General features: G+C 33.7%; 21 protein-coding genes. 1 reads left to right on the top strand and 20 read right to left on the bottom strand.

The features are described from left to right. Positions 1–46 precede the first annotated feature (46 nt). Positions 47–379, bottom strand: coding sequence for a MucBP domain-containing protein (locus tag QN079_RS16665; protein ID WP_502875148.1), 333 nt, complete (start codon positions 377–379; stop codon positions 47–49). Beyond that, positions 270–1,799 carry a MucBP domain-containing protein gene (locus QN079_RS05710; RefSeq protein WP_502875147.1) on the bottom strand — a complete coding sequence of 510 codons (1,530 nt, stop codon included), beginning with the start codon at positions 1,797–1,799 and terminating at the stop codon, positions 270–272. Before QN079_RS05710 ends, QN079_RS16665 begins: the two co-directional genes overlap by 110 nt. 767 nt (positions 1,800–2,566) lie before the next feature. On the opposite strand from QN079_RS05710, the gene QN079_RS05705 reads away from it, so the two are divergent. Next, positions 2,567–3,181 (top strand): helix-turn-helix domain-containing protein, encoded by a 615-nt coding sequence (locus QN079_RS05705; RefSeq protein WP_289230509.1) that lies wholly within the window; start codon positions 2,567–2,569, stop codon positions 3,179–3,181. Positions 3,182–3,226: 45 nt separating this feature from the next. On the opposite strand, the gene QN079_RS05700 is transcribed toward QN079_RS05705, so the two are convergent. The 18 genes from QN079_RS05700 to QN079_RS05615 all read right to left on the bottom strand — a co-directional run bounded on the left by QN079_RS05700 (position 3,227) and on the right by QN079_RS05615 (position 21,968). Beyond that, on the bottom strand, positions 3,227–3,550 hold the full coding sequence (locus QN079_RS05700; protein WP_289230508.1) for a GDP-mannose 4,6-dehydratase: 324 nt from the start codon (positions 3,548–3,550) through the stop codon (positions 3,227–3,229). A gap of 936 nt (positions 3,551–4,486) precedes the next feature. Then, a complete protein-coding gene (locus QN079_RS05695; protein WP_289230507.1) occupies positions 4,487–5,800 on the bottom strand; it encodes an O-antigen polysaccharide polymerase Wzy in 1,314 nt (437 codons plus the stop codon). Positions 5,801–6,093: 293 nt separating this feature from the next. Continuing rightward, positions 6,094–6,567, bottom strand: coding sequence for an FAD synthase family protein (locus QN079_RS05690; RefSeq protein WP_289230506.1), 474 nt, complete (start codon positions 6,565–6,567; stop codon positions 6,094–6,096). Between the two features lie 8 nt (positions 6,568–6,575). Next, complete coding sequence (locus tag QN079_RS05685) at positions 6,576–7,985, bottom strand: oligosaccharide flippase family protein (protein WP_289230505.1); 1,410 nt, start codon at positions 7,983–7,985, stop codon at positions 6,576–6,578. Beyond that, entirely contained in the window at positions 7,966–8,841 is an 876-nt protein-coding gene (locus tag QN079_RS05680) for a LicD family protein (RefSeq protein ID WP_289230504.1), read from the bottom strand. The genes QN079_RS05685 and QN079_RS05680 overlap by 20 nt, the downstream gene beginning before the upstream one ends. 5 nt (positions 8,842–8,846) lie before the next feature. Beyond that, positions 8,847–10,022, bottom strand: coding sequence for a glycosyltransferase (locus QN079_RS05675; protein ID WP_289230503.1), 1,176 nt, complete (start codon positions 10,020–10,022; stop codon positions 8,847–8,849). Beyond that, entirely contained in the window at positions 10,019–11,143 is a 1,125-nt protein-coding gene (wecB, locus tag QN079_RS05670; protein WP_289230502.1) for a non-hydrolyzing UDP-N-acetylglucosamine 2-epimerase, read from the bottom strand. The genes QN079_RS05675 and wecB overlap by 4 nt, the downstream gene beginning before the upstream one ends. Positions 11,144–11,145: 2 nt before the next feature. Next, positions 11,146–12,255, bottom strand: a complete 1,110-nt coding sequence (locus QN079_RS05665; protein ID WP_289230501.1) for a capsular polysaccharide biosynthesis protein CapF — start codon at positions 12,253–12,255, stop codon at positions 11,146–11,148. After that, the gene (locus tag QN079_RS05660) at positions 12,252–13,274 is read right to left on the bottom strand and encodes a polysaccharide biosynthesis protein (protein ID WP_289230500.1); all 1,023 of its coding nucleotides are present in this window, start codon (positions 13,272–13,274) and stop codon (positions 12,252–12,254) included. The genes QN079_RS05665 and QN079_RS05660 overlap by 4 nt, the downstream gene beginning before the upstream one ends. A gap of 2 nt (positions 13,275–13,276) precedes the next feature. Further along, entirely contained in the window at positions 13,277–14,500 is a 1,224-nt protein-coding gene (locus tag QN079_RS05655) for a glycosyltransferase family 4 protein (RefSeq protein ID WP_289230499.1), read from the bottom strand. Further along, positions 14,497–15,363: an NAD-dependent epimerase/dehydratase family protein gene (locus QN079_RS05650; protein WP_289230498.1), complete on the bottom strand. Its 867-nt coding sequence runs from the start codon at positions 15,361–15,363 to the stop codon at positions 14,497–14,499. The genes QN079_RS05655 and QN079_RS05650 overlap by 4 nt, the downstream gene beginning before the upstream one ends. Beyond that, the gene (locus QN079_RS05645; RefSeq protein WP_289230497.1) at positions 15,360–15,977 is read right to left on the bottom strand and encodes a sugar transferase; all 618 of its coding nucleotides are present in this window, start codon (positions 15,975–15,977) and stop codon (positions 15,360–15,362) included. Before QN079_RS05645 ends, QN079_RS05650 begins: the two co-directional genes overlap by 4 nt. Positions 15,978–15,986: 9 nt before the next feature. After that, positions 15,987–17,804 (bottom strand): polysaccharide biosynthesis protein, encoded by a 1,818-nt coding sequence (locus QN079_RS05640; RefSeq protein ID WP_289230496.1) that lies wholly within the window; start codon positions 17,802–17,804, stop codon positions 15,987–15,989. A 12-nt stretch (positions 17,805–17,816) separates the two neighbouring features. Next, positions 17,817–18,581, bottom strand: coding sequence for a tyrosine-protein phosphatase (locus tag QN079_RS05635; RefSeq protein ID WP_289230495.1), 765 nt, complete (start codon positions 18,579–18,581; stop codon positions 17,817–17,819). Between the two features lie 23 nt (positions 18,582–18,604). Next, entirely contained in the window at positions 18,605–19,312 is a 708-nt protein-coding gene (locus tag QN079_RS05630; RefSeq protein WP_413158298.1) for a CpsD/CapB family tyrosine-protein kinase, read from the bottom strand. 9 nt (positions 19,313–19,321) lie between these two features. Next, positions 19,322–20,101 (bottom strand): YveK family protein, encoded by a 780-nt coding sequence (locus QN079_RS05625; RefSeq protein WP_289230493.1) that lies wholly within the window; start codon positions 20,099–20,101, stop codon positions 19,322–19,324. Between the two features lie 15 nt (positions 20,102–20,116). Further along, positions 20,117–21,049 carry an LCP family glycopolymer transferase gene (locus QN079_RS05620; RefSeq protein WP_502875146.1) on the bottom strand — a complete coding sequence of 311 codons (933 nt, stop codon included), beginning with the start codon at positions 21,047–21,049 and terminating at the stop codon, positions 20,117–20,119. Between the two features lie 49 nt (positions 21,050–21,098). Beyond that, entirely contained in the window at positions 21,099–21,968 is an 870-nt protein-coding gene (locus tag QN079_RS05615; protein WP_194186017.1) for a hypothetical protein, read from the bottom strand. Positions 21,969–22,126 lie beyond the last annotated feature (158 nt).

The raw sequence follows: 22,126 nt of genomic DNA, 5'->3' as shown, positions 1-22,126 counted from the left end.
CTTTTTGATAGTTAGTACCGCCTTTCTCCAAAGGCTTACTTAATCACTATTTACGCTTTTTGAAATAAAGCCAGCTTGCCGTGGCGATAAAGAACAAACCAACTACAAACGGGAACAACGTCCCCTGTTCATCGGTTTGCGGCAATCTTTGTGCAGAAGCGCTTTTTTTCGAAACAACAGTCGCCGTTGGTTCTTTTTCTTTTTTATCAGAAATAACGGCCGTTGCTACGTTTTCTTTTGTATAAACATACGTCACAGTTGCCTCTTCCTTACCAAATGTGCCTTTGGCATTTTGCGGCAGCCGACTTTCGTCTACTATGTAGCCGTCGATTTTTTGTGTAAATATAGGTAACGGTTTGCGCTGTTTCTCCAAACACACCCTTACTGTTTTCTGGTAATTGGCTTTCATCTAGTGTATAGCCATCGATTGATAGTTTATATTGATCTGTACTAGCATCGTAAGAGTCGCCAACATTCCCGCTAATCGTTTGGGTAGCGTGAATTTCGTTGCCTTCTGTATCCACGTACTCCACTTTGACATCCGCTGCTGGTACGGGATTTTTTGTGTAGATATAGGTGACGGTTTGTGCTGTTTCGCTAAATATACCTTTAAGATTTTCTGGCAACCGGCTTTCGTCTAAAGTGTAGTCTTCGATTGTTAGTTGGTATTTTTCTGTGCTGGCATCGTAAGAGTCGCCTACGTTTCCACTGATCGTTTGGCTAGCGTGGATTTCGTTGCCTTCTCTATCTACATACTCGATCGTGACATCCGCTGCTGGTATCGGATTTTTTTTATAGATGTAAGTGATTGTTTGTGCTGTTTCACTAAATACGCCTTTACTGTTTTTTGGCAATTGACTTTCGTCTAGGGTGTAACCGTCAATTGATAACTTATACTCATCCGTACTAGCATCATATGAAGCGCCAATGGTACCAGATAAAGTCTTCGTTTCATGGATTTCTTGCCCTTGAGTATCAAGATATCTGACAGTTACCTCTCCCACCTGCTCCGGGTCAACAATGACATTGACTACATGTGTTGTATATACACTATATGAGGCTTGTCTAGCCATAAAAATTGCTAAGTAAGTCCCCGGTTTGCTCGGATCAACATTTGTGTAGTACGGAAAGATCTGTGAGTCAGAAATACTTTTTTCTATGTTGCCGCTAAAATTTAACTTAAACGCCTCGATCCCTAATGCCTGTGTTGAGAAATCGAAGTTACTGTTTACAGGAATATGAATCGTATCGGGGCTATCTCCAAAAGCATACTCGCCTACAATTTGACGCTCATAAAGTGCCAATGTTTTGGTTTCTCCTGCTTGCAAATTGATAGAATTTCCAATCGATGTAAATGCGTAGTTCAATCTTTGATTCGTTGTACCCACTTGCTTAATAAAGTAGCCTCCTGAAGGAACCTGAATCGTTACCTTTCCTGAACTGTCCGTGACTAACAACGTCACTTCACCAGATGTCGAGGAAGTCAATGTGAAATAAGCGCCTTGGATTGGCTGGTTTGAATTACTATCTAAAACTTGAACCGTCAGTTGCGCATTGGCCGCTCTTGCAGAAGACGGATCAACAGAAGAAGGGACATTATTTACAGTGCCTACAACAGATTCTTTTTTATTTTCTGATCCGCTGATGGCTTCTTTACTGTCACTACTTGCTTGTGTTTGTTCGTTCTTAACATCCACACTCGATGAGGTCGTTGTTGTTAGCGTATGATTTTCTACTTGAGAGGTAGCTTGTCTAGCATCCGCAGAAGCATTCGTATCATCAGATTGTACAGTTTTCACTTCTTCCTGATCCACCTGCGGAGATTCTGAAAACACTTGGCTTTCCGCCACTACCTGAAATGCTGGCGTTACCACCGCAGCACTTAATAAGATTACTAAAGATAGAATATATTTAAACTTCTTTTTCACAAACTTTCACCTTAACCTTCTTTTTCAAAATTAAAACCTTTTTATCCAAACTTTTTTTACGCCTAAAAATCATTATAATTTATTAATTTTTAATTTACAAACAATTTTTTATTTAGCGTATCATCCACTCCTATCAAAAATTTTTTATGAGGACACATGAAATACCATTGATCGTTTGTATACTTAATTCACTTGTCATCGCATTGCATCACCTCTTCAGAATTTTATAATTCAAGTACCCTTACCTTCAAGCAAACCCAGTGCAAATCAGCGCAAATCTTCTTTGCATCCTTGTTTTATCAATGGTTTCATTTTCAAAAAAGCAAATTATTTTTTACTTAATCGTGACTTTCTTTTTTCGAATGATTCGAGCAAGTCTATCTTCTACTCTCAATATGTGCCATCTTTGAACATTTATCAGTTCATATATGACAATTGTTACTTATTACAGGTGAAGGATTCACTGAAAAAAAATCGAGTAATTCCAGAAATTTTTTTAGGAATATCTGAAGGAAACTCATTTTAATTTAATCTTATGTAAACAAAGAAAATATCTTGTGCATTTTTTCGTTAACTCGAGCTTTACAATTGTTTCTTTGAACCGCTTTATGATAGGATAGGTCAGAAGGAGCATTGAAATGACTATAGCTGAAAAAATAAAAGAGAGTCGCTTGAAATTAGGACTCACTCAACAAGAAGTTTCCGAAAAATTATTTGTTACTAGACAAACGATCTCAAATTGGGAAAACAACCGAAGTACCCCAGACATCGACACCTTGATCAAATTAAGTGATCTCTACCAAATCGATTTAGAGTCACTGCTAAAACCAGAACAAGCAGCAGACGAACCAGAAAGAATGAGTGACGAAAAGAAACCAACCTTTCACCTTCCTCTATACTTGCTAAATTTGACTGCAATCGTCGCTTGCGTTTTCACCGAGTTCTTAACACCTACAGGAACAATGACCCTATGGACAGCTGCTGCACACTTTTTGTTACTAGTTAACTTTGTCCTTTTATTCGGCTTTTTCCTCACAAAAAAAAGACCCCTCCCTGCAAAAACAATTGTCTTTGCATTAGGAAAAGGTCTGTTGATCTTAGCCATTATATTAGGTTTTACTCTTTGGTCGAATAAAGGAGCTTCCGCTGATGCGTTACATCTGATTGGCCATAATTATGGTCATTTTGTCTATTTGACGTTTAAAGCAATCGGGGTGATTTATTTGTTTGATTGGCGGAAGTTTGAGATGTAAGCCATGAAGGATTATCCAATGAAAGTCATGATCTTATATGCTATTTCAACTTTCCAACCGTTTGTCTTCAGAGTACCACTTTACAGTTTTAATTAAACCTTTTTCTAGGTTTGTTTTTGGTTTCCAGCCAAGTGATTCTATCTTTGATGTTTGCATGGCATAACGATAATCATGACCTAATCGATCTTCAACGAATTCAATCATGCGTTCATCATATGAGCATAAGTGACATAACTTCTTAACTAAAGTAAGATTATCAATTTCTTCATGGGCGCTAACATTATAAATTTCAACCGTTTTTCCGCACTCTAATATGATGAAGATTGCCCTGCAAAAGTCTTCATCATATAGCCATTCACGTTTATTCAAGGGGCTGTGACATAAGTCCTAACATATAGCATTTTTTTCGTTTCTTTTAGCTTAAATTTTCTTCGGTTGAAAGTCCAATCAACAATCGCTACAAAAGGAACGAATTTAATTCTAAGACTTCTTTTTTTGAACGCGAACACTGAAGGTACTTACTAACATTTTTTACATTACTACAAATCCATCCAGATCCCAGTAAAGAGACCTAAAGCGGTCTTTCTTTGTACAGCAAAATAGGAAAAGCGCTTGATCATCGTAAAAATCAAGGTCACATTTTTATGATGAAAGCTGCTAGTCCGTCAATTCCTTTTGTAAGATCTTTTTCCGCATCCAATAAAAATATGTTTAATGCAATTGTATCAATGAACACTGGCATTCAAGTCTTTTAACAAGTTAAACAAAAGATATATATTCATTAAATAAAAAATAAACATCTCTTTATCTTTCAATTCGTTTCGGCAAGCCAGTTTGCGCTCTGTGTAAGTTTGCGGTTATTGCGGCGTACTTGAAAATTGATCCGGTACAATTTCTTTTTTGATTCACGATTTACTTCTCTTTATCTATTTGATAATTCAATTATTAAAGAACGATAATCATTGCACGAGATATTATCCTAAGGCACGCTTACACTTTCCCTAATCGATTTGACTAAAAAAACATCATTTGGCAAATAACCTATAATCTAAGTACCAATAACCTGATTTTGAGTATATCAAATCGGGAAAGTTGTGTTTAGTTACAATTCTATTACATAATTGTAATTTTCCATACGTCCTTATTGACAAACTGACATAAAAGGGAAATTCAAAAAAAATCATATAATTTAAATAAAAAACAATATTGATTTAGAATTAAAGTTTAACGCTAAAATGCAAGGACTTTTTATAGTAGGTGATACTCTCCAAGTGCTCAACTTTTCTTCCCATCTTCAATTAGTGGCTAATCATTAAATACAACTCTTAATTTGGGTATTAAAGCTAAAAATACTATTGTACCAACACAATATGCAAAAGATGACATTAAATCTCCCCGCATGATAAAAATACTATATGAGCAAATTATTAGATATATAAAGTAATGCTTATTATTTAAAAAATTGAGAAATAAAACTAGAATTATTGGTGCTATTAAAATACCAATAATTCCAAAATTTAAAAATATCTCTCCAATAAATGGATTTGAGACATTGGAAAAACCAGCAGCGATGTAATAAAAGTCCGTATATTGATTTAAAAATTGCCCAATCACAGCTCCAGATCCTTCAAATTTACCTGGGAATATACTTCTTGGAACAAAAAATAAGAGTACAGATAAAAATTGTAAACCATAGGAATAACCAAAGGAATCAATATACTTTATATCAGCAAGTAACTGAGAATAACTATCAAAATGGAGCGATACAAATTGAGTCTTAACTAAATCGAAAAAATCATTAAAATTGATTTGATTAAAACCGTGTCTAAAGAAATTCAGTAACGGAAATATAAAAACCAACCCGACAATTAAAAGAATTATCATGTAATTGACTCTAATCTTCTTCTGAAAGAAAACTAAACATAATAATATTAAAACATAGCTTATATAATATCGGCTAACATTAAATGGATTTACGTTATAGACCATAAGTACTGAAGCTATAAAAAGTCTAATAATGTTATTTCGATTTTTTTTGAAATGATCAATCTCCATTATAAAAGATGCTGTCACTATTCCTTTTGATCCACTAAATAAAATAGAGAACAATGAACCATTGGTAATTAATTCAGAGTAGGTTGTTCTTGAGGCAAAATATTCCCATCTAAACATCACAAAAGAAACTAAACTAAATAATATTGCTATAATATAGTATATCTCTCTAATTTTACTTGAGTAACTTAATTGAAATTTTTTAAAACTATTATTTTCTTTGCGCTTAGAGAGCAAAATATCAAAAACTAAATAAAAAAGATAAAATATAATTATTATTGTATTTCCTTTTAATAGAAGAGTATTATCAAAATTAATTAGATTTGGAAATCTACCATGATTTAATTGCATCAATGGTGCTAAAAACATAAAAAAATAACCAAACAAATAAATAAATAAACTTATTCTAATTATATTAGCGTTCATTTCTCGAATTAATCCAATGACAATAATTAGAAGTAAGATTAAAAATGATAAATTTACTCCTACTGATTGACCCGTAATAGTTACTAAAAAGATATTGCATAAAAAGAAGAAGACAATAAACAAATCGATTATTTTTTTCATAAGTATAAGTCGATAACCTTTCAACGTTTTGGTAGAAATCTCAATTAATTCAGATTAAATTGATTGCCTTAATAATACACACAATAAAGAATTTTTGTCGTTTTAACTATATTCAAGTGAAATTGCATGCCATATAAATAATTTCTTAATTGCGACCTGTAAATTTTACTTGATAGTTAAAAAGAACCATCAAGAATAAAAGGTTTAATATATAATATATATATTACCAATATAAAAGACTTATAAAGAAACATTTAATAAAATTTATGCTCATTCAATATTTACAAACTATATTAAGGTTCATCAAAACCATTTTGCGCTCCTAAATTTATAAGTGTTGCTAAAGCAGTTTTTAACTTTGAAGACGATGTTCCTTCAGTATAAGGAAAATATTGAATCTCCGTTCCCACTTTTTTAAAAGATTCTTCTAATGAATTCCATTTTTCAGTCCCTTTCCAATCACTACCAACAAACATTTTATCAAATTTATATTTTTCCCAAGCAACCATTTTATCCATATTGTCTTGTGGTACTGCAAGATCAACGTATTCTATTGATTGGATAATTTGAAACCTTTCCTCAAAAGGTATAATTGCCTTTGTATTTTTATAGCTTACCAAGTCATCAGTTGTGACTCCTACTATAAGAAAATCACAATTTTTCTTTGCATGTTTAATTATATTCAAATGACCAATATGAAACATATCAAAAACACCTGTAGTATATCCAATAATTTTCTTTTCTTTACTTGAATTTAGATTTTCCATATGTCAAATCAACCTTTCATTATAAACTTTAAAAATGGGTTTACTTTTAAAATAAATGTAACAATTAAATAAATTGACAAACCAATAATAATCTGTGAAATAGTTGTAAAAATTGATGCGGAAAGGTTTCTGCTTAGTAATGATGTTACTAAAAACATTATTCCGCCAGAAAAAAAATATGAAAAAATAATTTTTTTATCAAATCTAAAACTAGTCTCTTTATACAATTCAATTATTCTTATAAATGTTACAAAAAATTCTGCTAATATCGTCCCTATAACAGCAGAATAAACACCTAATTGAGAATATGTACAAATAGTAAATCCACAATTAACTACTGCGCCAATAATTACAGAATAGTTATAAGTTTTCATTTTATCTAATGGAATTAAATATTGTCTTAGTATTGCTACACCTAAAGGTTTTACTAATATAATAAGAGAAAAAAGCCTTAGAATATTCGTCATTTCTAAAAAATCATTTCCAAAAAACCATGGTATCAATTTACTAGAAATCGTTAATAAACCAAACATAGAACCTACATATAGAAACATTTCTATATGTAGTGATTTATACAAAATATTTGCCATATCTTTTTCTTTACCATTTATCAACATATTACTCATTTTAGGTAAAAGAACCATGTCGACCGTTCCCAATAAACTAGATATTACAAAAATCAAAGAATATCCATTTGAATAAAACCCAACAGCACTAATACTTACCAGCAACCCTAAAAGGGTTTTATTCATATTGGTGTACAAAGTAATAGCTATTTTTGAAATAAAATAACTTATTGATGGCTTGAAATGAGACAAACAACCTTGAACAGTGACTTTTACAAAAACAATTCTTTTTCTCAAGAAACACCATAATATGATTTGTGAAGAAAGAATAGATACAGATTGAATTATAAAATAAAGGATCAAATCTTTTTCATCCTGAATAAATAGATAAATGAGAAAAAAACTAATTAGTTTAATAAACAAAGTACTCAATGATATGCTCTTAAATTCCTCTAAGCCATTAAAAAACCATGATATATCAAAAATAGTACCAATTATTACTAAAGACTGAATAAAAAATAATTTGGAATTTTCCATAAAAAATGAAAAAAATAAATATATTAATAAAATAAATAATCCAATTAAACCATTAAAAATTTCCAGTTCAAAGAAAACCTTCGATAGCTTCATTTTATTATCTCTTACTCTTGCTATTTCTCTAACACCATAATTTGCTATACCAAAACCAGCTACCAATAAAAAATAGCTCATGACAGAATTAATATAATTATATAAACCTAAGCCTTCTGGTCCGAGAGCCCTTGAAACAATAGGAATTGTTATTACTGGTAAAATAACCAGCACCAATTGATATATTCCTTGATAAAAAACATTATGAATAAATTTCTTCATAATTCTCCTCTTCAACCTTTTCCAAGATTTTCCCAAAATTTTCTCCAAAATCTAATTTAATAAATTCATGATGAGTAACTTGTTTTTCAATTGGAGGTAATGACATATAGTCGTTGAGCATTTGTTTTAAATAGAAATCCCAATCTTTTGGACCAAATAACATTATATTCTCGAATGGTAATTCAGTTAATTCAGAAACAACTTCATACGGAAATAACTTATCTTCATAAGTGTAATTTGTTCCAACTGAAAAAACAAAATTTGTTTTTTTTGCATTATATTTTTGAGAAGAATAATTAAGAAGTTTAATTAAAACCTTTTTACTAAAAATCCTACTGAAGAAAAGAAGCAATTGTCCAAATAAAGAACCTATAATTCCTTTTTTTTCAAAACTAAATTTATATCCACTTTTTTTATAAATTAATATTTTAACGTATTTTGTACAAAATTTTTGAATTTTTCTAGATAATAAATTATTAGGTGCATTATCAAAAGGAAATATATCTATTGATATTTTTTGTTTAAATTCTGAAGGCGTATCTTTTTCTAAAAGAACTGATCCTTTTAATCCAAATTTTCCAAATGCATGAGGATAATTGGAATCATTCTCTAAACTTTGAAAAACAAAAAATTCATTTTCTTCGTTATACTTTTCCAAAAATTTATTATAATCGTTTCTTAACATACCAATATCAATATCATCATCCCAAGGTATAAATCCTTTATGTCTAACAGCTCCTAATAGAGTGCCACCATCCATCCAATAGTTGATGTTATTCTCTCTACAAAATTTGTCAAAGTATTTTATAATCTCAAGATTAATTTGCTTTAATTTTTTCAGGTCATTTTCTTCCAATATTTTTATTCCTCTTCACTATTTTCTTTTTTATTGTAATAAAAGCTATCAATTAGGTCTAGATATTCAGAAAAAGATTTACTTTTTCCAAATTTTTTTGATCTTTCAACACAATTTTTCCTGTCTAATTTTTCACTATCTTTTATCGCCTTGTATATACTTTCTTTATTTTTCTCCCTAATTACTATTCCAGAGAATTCGTCAATTATTTCTGCACTTCCACCCGTATCAAAAGTTACTACAGGAGTACCACATGCCAAAGCTTCAATATTTACAGTTGGAAAATTATCTTGTAATGTTGTATTTAGAAAAACAGTTGCTATTGAGTACCAAGATACTAATTCTTCTATTGAGTTAGTTTTATTAATATACAAAATATTATTTTTCTTCTTTTTCTTTACTTGACCAATTATAACAATCTGATAATCATCTGAGATTATTTCAGAAAGTTCTTCAAAATATTTCAATCCTTTCCTTCTGTCCCAAACACTTGAACATCCTAATATGATTTTCTTATCACTAAGGTTATATTTTTCCCTAAATGTGTTCATTTCTTTAGGATAAAATAGACTTAAGTCAATTCCATTATTAATAACCTTTACGGGATAGTCAAAAAAACTATTTTCAATAGAATTTTTAAGCCATTCTGATGGAGTTACGAGAGTAATATTTTCTAAATTTTTAAATGCTTGTGCTTTTCTTCCTAAATTATCTCTGAATGATATATAAGACAACGGATAGTCTTTTGTTAATAAATTTGTTTCCTCCGTCTCAATATAAGCAGCCCCTTTAGAAAAAGGCCACTGATCGTGAAAAGTCCACACTATATTACCTCTATATTCTTTAAGGGCTTCAGTCAATATATTAATATTAAGGTAATAGCCATGTAAGTTATGCAAATGAATTACATCGGGTTTATAAGATTTAATAAAATTCACTAAGCGCTTTGTCGCCAATTTTGATCCAAATCCATGGTTATCTAAAAATCTTGTTTGAAAAACATGAAAATAGATACTTAATTTATTTCCAATTTTATATGAGTTATATTTAGGTTCAACAGTACCTCTTCCATAAGCTATACAACACTCATACCCTTTTTTTTCGTACTCTTCATATAAATCTTTGCAAATTCTACCTGTACTCCCCTCAACAAACACTGTATTAATCAATAATATCTTCATAACTTCCAAACAACTCGATTCACATAATCAGTATAAGAAATAATAATTCTTAAAACCTTTTCAGATACATTAGGTATATTATAATCAGAAACAAGTTTCAATGTATCTTTATTCTGATCCATTAAGACTTCTAAAGCTCCTAAAATTCTTGTTTTGCTTAAACCTACCATCATAACACTTGCTTCCTCCATTGCTTCAGGTCTTTCATGAGCTTGACGTATATTTAAGGCTTTAATATTTAAAATAGATGCTTCTTCACTAATCGTACCACTATCACTTAAAACAGCTTTAGCATTCATTTGAAGCTTATTGTAATCATTAAATCCCATAGGTTTCATGGTTTGAATCAATTCGTGGAATTGAATACCCTCTGATTCTATCATTTTCATTGTTCGAGGATGAGTACTGATAATAATTGGATATTGATATGCTTCAGCAATTGAGTTTAGTGAATCCACTAGATCATGAAAATTTTCTTTTGAACTAATATTTTCTTCCCTATGTGCGGATACTAAAAAGTACTCATTTTGCTTAAGATTTAGTTTTTCCAAAATAGATGAATTCTCAATATCTTCTTTTCTAGAATTTAGTACTTCAAACATCGGACTACCTGTCTTAATAATTCGATCAGCTGGCAATCCTTCTCTTAGTAAATATTCTCTGGCGATATCACTATAAGTTAAATTAATATCAGCTGTATGGTCAACAATTTTTCGATTTGTTTCTTCTGGTACTCTTTGATCAAAACAGCGATTTCCAGCTTCCATATGAAAAATAGGAATGTGTCTTCGCTTCGCGGCAATAGCACATAAACAACTATTAGTATCTCCCAAGACTAAAAATGCGTCAGGTTTTACTTCATCAAGAATCGGATCAATTTTGATCAATATATTTCCAACGGTTTCAATGGCTGTACCTGTTGCTGCATTCAAAAAATAATCTGGCTTCTTTAATTTAAAGTCTTCAAAGAAAACTTCATTTAGTTCATAATCATAGTTTTGACCAGTATGTACAAGTACATGGTCAATCGCTTCAGAACTCTCTAAACGATTAATAACTGCAGATAAGCGAATGATTTCTGGACGAGTCCCAACGACTGTCATAACTTTTAATTTTTTCAATGCTAGACCTCCACGTAATAAGTATCAGGATTTTCAGGGTCAAACGTTTCGTTCACCCACATAACAGTAACCATGTCAGTATTACCTAAGTTCTCAATATTATGAGTATAGCCAACAGGTATATCGACTACTTCTAATTTCTCACCAGAAACAAAATACTCGATAATTTCTTCAGAACCAATCTTTCTAAAGCGGATAACGCCTTTTCCACTTACTACCAGAAATTTCTCATTTTTGGTATGATGCCAGTGATTTCCTTTAACAATACCCGGCTTTGAAATATTAATTGAGACTTGTCCGCGATCTTCAGTCCTCAAAAATTCGGTGAATGATCCGCGATCATCGATATTCATCTTTAAAGGATATGAAAACTCATCCTCTGGTAAAAAGCTAAGAAATGTACTATACAGATTTTTTTCTATTCTACGATTCAATTGAGGTACAGATAGATTTATTCTACTTTCTTTAAAAGAAAGAATCATATCTCTCAAAGTGCCCACAGTTACTGTATCCGTTTCTCTTACTGAACAAAAGTCGTCGACAATAAATGGTTTTGCTTGAAGGCAATGCAACAATTCCTTAACAACATCATCAATATAGCAAAGTTCAATTTCCGCATTTTTATCATTAACGGTTATTTCTTCACCTCGAGCCACTTTATAACAAAAAGTCGCTACTACCGTATTATAATTTGGTTTCGACCATTTTCCATACAAATTAGAGAATCGGTAAATGTAGACTTTCGCTCCAGTTTCACTTTGATATTTTCGTAAAAGATCTTCTCCAGCTTTCTTACTGCGACCATAAGCATTGTTAAAAGCAGCTTGAATAGATGATGATATCATTACTGGACAGGTATTGTTGTATTCCTTTAGTTTATCTAGAAGAACTGAGGTGAAACCGAAATTTCCTTCCATAAACTCTTCTTCTTCCTTGGGACGATTCACGCCCGCTAAATGGAAAACAAAATCTGCTTTTAAGCAATATTCATCTAATAAATATGGAGGAGTATCTAAATCATATTCAAAAATATTTCCAAAACCTTCATTTCGAAGCTCTGCAATTAAATTTTTACCTACAAATCCATTGGCTCCTGTAACTAAAATATTCATCGACTTTTCCACTCTTTCATCTCTTCTTGAACATAATCTAATGCTAATAATTTTTCCTTGATTTGTTCTACAGATAGTCGTTCTGTGTTATCAGAATTGTATTCACCTTCGTGTGTCAACTCAGTACTGCCTTCACTAAAATATTTTTCGTAGTTAAGATCTCTAGTATCAGCTGGAACACGATAGAAGCCGCCCATATCTTTCGCAACGAGATATTCTTCTTTTGTAAGAAGCGTTTCATATCTCTTCTCACCATGACGTGTGCCTATAATTTGAATCTCATTTTCGACTTTAAAAAGTTCTTTCACTGCTTGTGCTAGATCACCAACCGTTGACGCAGGCGATTTTTGAACCATGATGTCTCCTGCTTTTGCATTTTGAAATGCAAAAACAACTAATTCAACTGCTTCTTCTAAACTCATCAAGAATCTAGTCATGCCCGGGTCCGTTACAGTTAACGGTTTTCCTGCTTTTATTTGCTCAATAAATAATGGAATCACAGAACCTCTGGATGCCATGACATTACCATACCGCGTTCCGCAAATCATTGTATTTTCATCTGCCACAGTCTTCGCTTTTGCTACAAAAACCTTCTCCATCATTGCCTTTGAAATTCCCATTGCGTTGATTGGATAAGCTGCTTTATCCGTTGAAAGACAAATAACTTTTTTTACCCCCATCTCAACAGCAGCTGTCACAACATTATCCGTACCCATGACATTTGTTTTAACAGCTTCCATCGGAAAGAATTCGCATGAAGGAACTTGTTTTAAAGCAGCCGCATGAAATATGTAATCTACTCCGTACATTGCATTTTTAACACTATTTATATCGCGTACATCCCCAATATAAAATTTCAATTTGTCATTGTTGTATTTCTTTCTCATGTCATCTTGTTTCTTTTCATCTCGAGAGAAGATACGGATTTCTTTTATATCGGAGTCTAAAAATCTTTTCATTACTGCATTACCAAATGAACCTGTACCACCTGTTATTAATAACACTTTATTATTAAACACTTTTATTCCTCCAATATTCTTTTGAATAATTTAATGTATTTTTGAATTTGAATATTTCTACAATAGTTTTTGGAAACTTTGTTTGACATATTCTTACTCATAGAGCGAAGTGTTGTTTTATCATTATTTAAAGTCAACAAACTACTTATTAATTCTTCCGAGTCTCCATTATTCACTGCAATCCCTGCATTATTTAATAATAATTCACGAGCAATGTCAGTGTTCGTATCCATGATCGCAATTACTGGTTTTTCGGCTTGATAATAACTGTATGTTTTACTAGGAACTGCTAATCCAGAGAGATCATCTTCAAGTGAAACAATAAATATAGAAGTGATGCTTAAAGCATCATTAAATTCATTCCCACTTAAATAATCAAACATAAAGCAATTCTTTAGACTTTTTTCTGTGATGACTTCTGATATTTCTTTTTTCTTATTGCCGTGACCAGCAAATAAAAAGGCGATTTTTTCTTTAGCAATACGTTCATCAGAAATTGTCTTCAAAATGGTATCCATATCCTGTGCCGTTCCCATATTACCAAAATAAGAAACTATGAGTGGATACTTATTACTTATCTCTATAAACTCCTGTGTCACAAGTTTATTCAATGATTTTTCTTCTGTTGCCCAATTTGGTATTACTATTATTCTTTCTGGATCAATGTTCCTATTTTTTCTAATATACGATTTCATGTCATTTGACAAAGCCACAATATTTGATGCTTCCGGATATAATCGTTCATTTATTTTTTGCATAAATCTAGAAATAAAACTATTCTTCCTAATCGTACCTGTTCTTTCAGCAATTTCAGGATAAAGATCATAAGCAACAAAAACAATTTTACATCCATATAGTCTTTTTGCAATAATGGATATTAAAGGCAAAATAGGTGGGTTTGAATAGACAATGATTGTTTTGTAATTTCTACACATTCGTACATTCAATAGTATTGTGAATGTAAATGAAAAGTAATTTATTAGTCTACTTAAAAAATTCTTTCTGCCAAGTTGGATATATTTTTTTCGATAAACTGTCATATCATCGATTTTTTCGTTAACTGGTATTTTTTCATTTTTTTGTGTATATTCTCGAGGATAACCACATAGGACATCGACTGTTAGACCTGCTTTACTTAATCCTTGAGCAGTCTGATAAGGTAAGAGTGCCGAAGAAACATACTCTGGATAAAAGAATTGGCACATAAATAGTATATCTCTTTTCACTTTTCACTCTCCTCAATACTAGTCTTAAAATCTCTGATTTGATAATCAAATTTCACATTATTAAAAATCGATTCTGGATAACCCTCCAGCGTTGAATCATAGAAGAGCGTGCCAAAAACTTTTTGAAGTAAGTTGCTATGCTCCGAAAGTTTAGAAAGAAGGGTATCAAATCCTTTAATTAAATATATATTTCTGCTATGAAATTTTGCGATTTCATTTACCATTAAAGACGTGTTGACAAGCACTTTGTTCTGGGGATGGAACGTTCCATTTAACTGATTATCTATAATTACTTTGACAAAGCAATGGAGATTATCAATATAAAGCATGCTTCTCTTGTTGTTTACTTTAGGAAATACATTAATTTTTTTTGCCACATTTGATAATCTTTGGTAATTTCCAACACATTGCGGACCGTAAATCATAGGAGGTCTGATTATCGCTACTTTGAAATGATCAGTTGCTAACCTTTCAATCTGTATTTCAGCTTCTCTCTTAGATTTACCATATGGTGTTTTAGGATTTATTTTAGTCTTTGCAGAAATAGCTCCGCTCTCTACTCCAAAAACAGACATCGTACTAAAAAAAATAAAATGCTGTACATGTTCTTTCTTTGCTTTTTCTGCTATCTTAATAGCTAAATCACGATTTACTTTGTAATACAATTCTTCATTCGTTTCTTTGACGTGAACAATAGCTGCAAGATGAATCAAAACATCATATACAGAAAAATCAACATCTTTCCAAGTACTCTCCCTAACACTAATCGTTTCAATTTGATAATATTCTTTATATTGCTCTATCCATGTTTTAAATGACGTACCAATATAGCTATTTTCTCCTGTGATGAGGATACGCTTCATTGCCCATCCTCCTTCTTAATACTACTTGTTCCGCCTTCTATAACACCCTCACTTTTAAAAACAGAAACAATCGTTCCAAGAAAACATTTCAGATCCATGGAAGGTGAAATGTTTTCAGTATAATTCCCATCTAAAAGAGCTTTTTGTTTAATTTCCAATTCGTCTCGACCACTAATCTGAGCCAACCCAGTCAATCCTGGTCGAATATCATTTGCCCCATACTTATCTCGTTCTTCAATCAAATCATATTGATTCCATAGCGCTGGACGAGGCCCAATGACAGCCATATCGCCTTTGATAATATTGAATAATTGAGGCAGCTCATCCAAACTGGTTTTTCTTAAAAATTTCCCGACCTTGGTGATATAAAAATCAGGGTCTTCCAAAAGATGTGTTGGCATTTCTTTTGGTGTATCAATCTTCATTGTTCTGAATTTATAAATATTAAAATAGGTTTTATTCTTTCCAACCCGTTTTTGCTTGAAAATAATTGGTCCCTTAGAATCTAGTTTTATTGCTATGCATAAAAGTAATAAAACTGGTGATAACACAACGATCCCCATTAACGATAAAATAAAATCAATGATTCGTTTCAATCCATCCTTATACAACAAAACCCACTCCTATTTGTTTGAAGCATTTGCAAATTTCACAATTTCATTAGCCAATGTAGCACTCTCTTTTGGAAGTGCTTCTACAAAATAAAGTACCTCTTCCAAGGAATAACCTTTGATATTGCCAACAAAGATTTTCTCGAAGACTGCTTCATCATTCCGTTCTTTATCCAATAATAGTTCTTCGTATAATTTTTCCCCAGGTCGAATCCCAGTTTCAATAATCTCAATATCTTCTTCGCTATAACCACTTAGACGAATCATATTCTTCGCAAGATCAACGATTTTCACCGGTTCGCCCATATCTAAAATAAAGATTTCGCCACCTTTAGCAAGTGCGCCTGACTGAATAACTAAGCGGCTAGCTTCTGGGATCGTCATGAAATAGCGAGTCATGCGAAAATCAGTCACTGTGATCGGTCCGCCTTTTTGTATTTGCTCACGGAATACTGGAATCACACTGCCTCTTGAACCTAAGACATTGCCAAAACGCACAGCAGAAAATTTCGTGCAATCTTTTTCATTTAAGCCAGTAACAATCATTTCAGAGATGCGTTTGGTCGCCCCCATGACGTTTGGCGGATTATTGGCCTTATCTGTAGAGATCATTACAAAGTTTTTCACCTTCGCAGCTTTAGCAGCTTCAGCAGTATTTTTAGTTCCGTAAATATTGTTTTTGACTGCCTCTCTAGGATTGTATTCCATCAACGGCACGTGTTTATGGGCTGCCGCATGATAGACGATATCCGGTTTGACTTCGTTCATGATTTCAAACATCTTTTCACGATCTTGTATATCGGCTATAACGGGAACGATTTCGGTAATATTGTCTTTAAAATTGATGTTCAACTCGCGGTCAATTAAGTAAATCGAGTTTTCTCCGTGTCCTAACAAAACTAGTTTTTTAGGATTGAATTGAATCACTTGGCGACAGATTTCGGAACCAATCGATCCACCAGCACCAGTCACTAATATCGTCTTTCCAGTAATTTGATCTTTGATGGAGTCGATATCCAATTTGACTTCATCTCTGCCTAGCAAATCAACGACATCGATTTTCTTCAAACGTGAAGTGCTGATTTTCCCAGAGGCGATTTCTTCCATTGATGGCATCGTATTGACTTTGACATGCAAAGGTTCAATTAAACCAAAAATACTTCGCAATTTTTTCCGTGACAAGGATGGAATGGCGATCGTGACCATATTGATCTCATATTTTTGGATCAATTCAGGCAAATCGCTGATACATCCCAACACTTTTTTTCCAGAAAGATAAGTGTTTCGTTTATTTGGATCGTCATCGACAAAGCCAATAATATTAATGTCATTTGCCGTTTTCGAACCTACGAAACTATTGTAAAGAATACGGCCGCCTTCTCCTGCGCCGACGATCAGAGTATTCTTGACGACTTCATTAGATGACCCTCTCATGTTTTTTCTTTCAATATAGATCCGCCAAATCAATCGACTAGCAATGATCAAAAAGAGCGAAAGAAAGTACGTAAAAATCACTAACCGCACGCTATAAGTTTCATCACCGAAAAACAAAATCACATTACAAGTAAAGGCACTGCATGATACAGCCAAGAAGATAGCAATCATTTCTTTCAGATTCGTATAGCGATTGATTCGAGAAAAAACACGGAACACGGAACCATAAAAAAGGTAGAAGCCGACAGACAGGCTCACCGACATCAATGTAAATTCTTTTGGAATCGCCACAAAAGGTCTCATAAAATAAACTGCTGCTATATTCGCTGCTATGATCAATAAACTATCTACAACTATCAAAGTTACAATTTTTCTTCTTCTCGTTAATTCAAACAACCCAGTTGCCCCCTAAAATAACCCGAATTTCTTTTTTTTCACTTCTGTAAAAGCTGGAAAATTGATTTGATCCCCATTTATCAAATCTTTTGCCACTTGTTTCATCAATGTTACTTTCTGCAAACCAAAATCTTTTTCAATTTGATCGTAGGATTCTTTTAAATTAAAGGTGCGTTTTGTAACGCCATGGGCATCCGAAGCGACCATCTGAACAAGATTATGTTCAACCATTGTTTTTGCGGTTTTTTGAATCTCTTTTCCAAATACACCGACATAACTTGGTGCAGTTAACTGTGCTAAACAGCCCATATCCAAAAAAGGGATGAGATTGTTAGGGTCTTTCCTAAAATGAGCGTTCCGCTCCGGGTGGACAATGACTGGAATTTTTCCCAGCTGCAGTATATCGAAGAAAATTTGTTCCGTATACGTAGGTACTTCAATCGTAGGAAATTCTATCAAGATATACGTATCATCAAGATCTGTAAAAAGGATGTCATTTTTCTGTATATCCTCAATTAAATCACCTGTTATCCTAACCTCTTGCCCCTCAAGAACTGTCAAGGGCAGGTTCCGTGCGTCTAATTCTTCTTGTAAAGAAGTAACGAGAGAAATGACCTCTGACTTTGGATTGCGGTATTTTCCATTGTTATGATGTGGGGTACAAAGGATATGCGTAATTCCTTGGCTAATCGCTTTTTCAGCCATAGCAATGCTCGCATTGATGTCTTCTGCACCATCATCAATTCCTGGTAAAATGTGGCAATGTAAATCAATCATTTCTCTCGTCTCCTTCAAATTAATTAATTTCCATAATAATAGTAGTAACCTGAATCTTTCGAGTGTTCGGCACCGTTATAGACCACACCAATGATTCTTGCTTGAACCATATTCAAAAGATCTCTCGCTTTTGTTAAGGATTCTTTACGTGCAACATTTTCTCGAACCACTAAGATCGTCCCATCTGCTTTAGAAGCCATGATTTGTGCATCGGTGACTGCTACAACTGGTGGCATATCAAAAATAACCACATCGTAGAGGTTTTTCGCTTCTTCCATCACTTGATTCATTCGTGCTGATCCAAGTAACTCGGAAGGATTTGGTGGTTTTGGTCCACTTGTTAAGACAGATAAATTATCAATCACCGTTTTCTGGGCTGCTTCAAGGACGCTCGTTGAGGTACTTAACACGGTACTCAAACCACTCGCATTGTTTAAACTGAATGTTTTGTATACAGTAGGCTTTCGCATATCGGCATCAACTAGCAATACCCGTTGTCCTGATTTAGCAAAAACAACCGCTAAATTGGCTGAGGTTGTTGATTTCCCTTCTCCTGGACCAGAAGAAGTAACAACAATGGTCTTGATTTGTTTATCTACTGAAGATGCAAATTGAATGTTTGTACGAATCGTTCTGTACTGTTCAGAGATTGGCGAAGACGGATCAATTAACGTGACCAAACTCACTGCATGTGTCTGTGTCCCAGTACGTTCTTGTTTTTTTGCCATCATTGTTCCCTCCTAGACCCGGCTACGACTACGGCGTGATTCTGCCGATTTGTCGCCTTGGGGTTTCTTAATAAATGGAGCACTTGGTTTTTTCTGAATGGTCGCAGCCAGTTCTTTTGGTGACATTTGCGGAACAGTACCTAACACGGTAAAACCTAATGTTTCGGTTACAAATTTATCATCTTTAACGGTTCGATCTAGCAGCTCCAATAAGAAGGCTAAGCCAACACCGACCATGAAGCCTAGTACTAGACCAATGGCTAAATTTAGTTTGTTGTTAGGTGAAACTGGTGTAGTACTAGCTACCGCACTTGAAATGATTGAGATTTTATCAACATTCATAACATCTTGGGCATTTTCTTGAAAGACTAATGCAGTCGTATTAGCAATATTTTGTGCTGACACTGCATTAGTACTAGTTGCCTGAATGGAAAACATTTGTGAGTTCTGTGACTGGCTGATTGAAATGGATTCTTTTAATTCTCCGACAGTCATCTCCAAATTGTTTTCTGATTCAAGACGATCTTTCACCTGTGTCATAACTAAATCACTGACGATCATATCCTTATACGTATTGATCATTTGCAGGTTTGTATTTACATCGTTTGCATTGGTAGTTTCTGATTGAGGCAATGTCACAATCAACTGAGCTTGGGAACTGTATTTTGGTGTAATGACAAAGAAGGTGAATATCCCTGCTAAAGCTAAACCAGCAAACATTGAAATAAAAATAGCAGCTAAGTGTTTCCGTAGAATTGCGAATATTTCTTTTAAGCTAATTGTTTCTTCCATCTTTTCTCCACTTTCCTATTCATTCTCTAGATTTAGTTGAGCTTTCAACTCTTTTTGAACTCTTGCTAGTTCTTCGTCACTCACCCGCTGATATGAGATGCCGTCTTGCATGAATCCTTCCCCTTGCAACTGATCTTGTTTGATTGTTTGAAAGGCACTGCGATAATTAAATGCTAAAGTTCGCATGTCATCGAAACTCATATCTGTCTTCATGTTTTGCTCAACAGCATTTAAGATCGTTTGATATTGGGTGATTCCATCAAGACTCAAGACTTTCTTAACGATTGCTTCAACGATTTTACGTTGACGTTCTTGACGCCCATAATCGCCATTTGGATCTTCATAACGCATTCTTGAATAGGCAAGAGCTTGTTCGCCATTTAGTGACGTACGTCCGATAGCAAAACCAAAGCCATCTTGCGAAAAGGTGATCTCATTATCAACTTCAATGCCGCCAACTGCATCGACTAAATCTTTTAACCCAGCCATATTGATTGATACATAATGATCGATCGGAATATCCAAGAATTTTTCTACGGTGTTCATTGCCATCGCTGGTCCACCAAAAGCATAGGCATGGTTAATTTTATCTGTCGTCCCGTGTCCAACGATATCGACATAGGAATCTCGTCCAATACTCACCATCGTCGTCTGATTGTCTTGTGGGCTGATGGTCGCAACCATCATGGTATCAGAACGGCCTTGTTCGACTCTCCCTAAATCACCAGTATCGATCCCCATCAGTAAAACCGAGAAGGACTCTTGTTGGGATAGATCGACATCATTTTCACGTAAGCGATCTTCTCGATCACGCTCGACTGATTGATAGGTTTCTTGAATTGAGTTTGATACATCAAAATATAGTTTGGCAGCGACACCGATCAATCCGATGACTAACACTGCGACGATTGAAAAGATAATCAAAAAAATCTTTTTTCCTTTTGACATTTGCTTTCCTCCAGTTATCTAAAATTTCCTTCAGCAAGATTCAACTTATTTAATAGTAAGACGCTGAACTCATGTCTGTTCCAGTACCGTCTCCTGTTGATGTATCGTCAGAATAACTTTCAGTTGAAGCTGAGGGTATATAACTGGTATAGCCTGTATACCCCATTTGTGCCGCAATTGAATTAGCGGACTCTGTAAAAGAATCTTTAAGTACTTGATTTCGCACTTGATTGATGCTGTCAATCAGAGCTAAATAGCCATCCAAAGTCACCTCGCTAGTTACAACATTTTCTTGCAGCATAGCATTCAAGCTGGCTTGAATTTGTGTAATGCGATCCAATTGAGTGGTCGCAAACTCTAAATAAGCAGAAACAAGGTCTTTCCATGGACCATCTTCAAGAAAATTTAAATCCTCACGAACATTCCCTAAGTCCGTTTCTTTTAGATCCTCTTTAATAGTGACATTGTTCTCAGCAGCTTGCCAATTCGAAACACCTTCAGTAAACAACGCTGCTGTCTTAGCTTGTACTTTCACTTTTGCCTCGATCTCTTTTAGTTGATCATCCAGCGCTTGTTTCTTTTCTTGAATCTCAACAGATTCGCTCGGCAATGCGCTCTCTTCGATTCCGTAATCATCTGCAGATACTTTTACTGCTGATAGTTTCGCGACAGTTTTCAAAACCTCTTCTTCGCTAAGATCACTTCGTAAAAACGTTTGCTCTTCGTTGCTGTACATACCAGCAATTTCTCCGGACAGTTCATTTAAGCGCTCTCGCTCGCTTGCAATCGCTGTCTGTGCGTATTCGACTCGTTGCTGATATTGTCTTTGGTTATTTTGTCGGTAACCTATCAAACATATTGCGATGGCTCCGATTCCCACAGCTAACACAGTCAAAGTCTTTATTAACGGCTTTCCCATGAACACACTCCCTAATTCAATTGTGCTTGTTTAAGCATGCTGCCTTCGTCTCACATAATAAAGGCAATTCTAGTTTATTATAAGAGAAATGTATCATTAAATAAAGGAAATTCCTGTTTTTTCTTTTTAAAGGTATATTTTTCATCAACAAAAGACTT

This window comes from Enterococcus sp. FZMF (genome assembly GCF_030263915.1).
GTDB classification, from domain to species: domain Bacteria; phylum Bacillota; class Bacilli; order Lactobacillales; family Enterococcaceae; genus Enterococcus_D; species Enterococcus_D casseliflavus.
The sequence above is the reverse complement of the archived record's forward strand: the minus strand, read 5'-3'. Positions and strand labels throughout refer to the sequence as shown.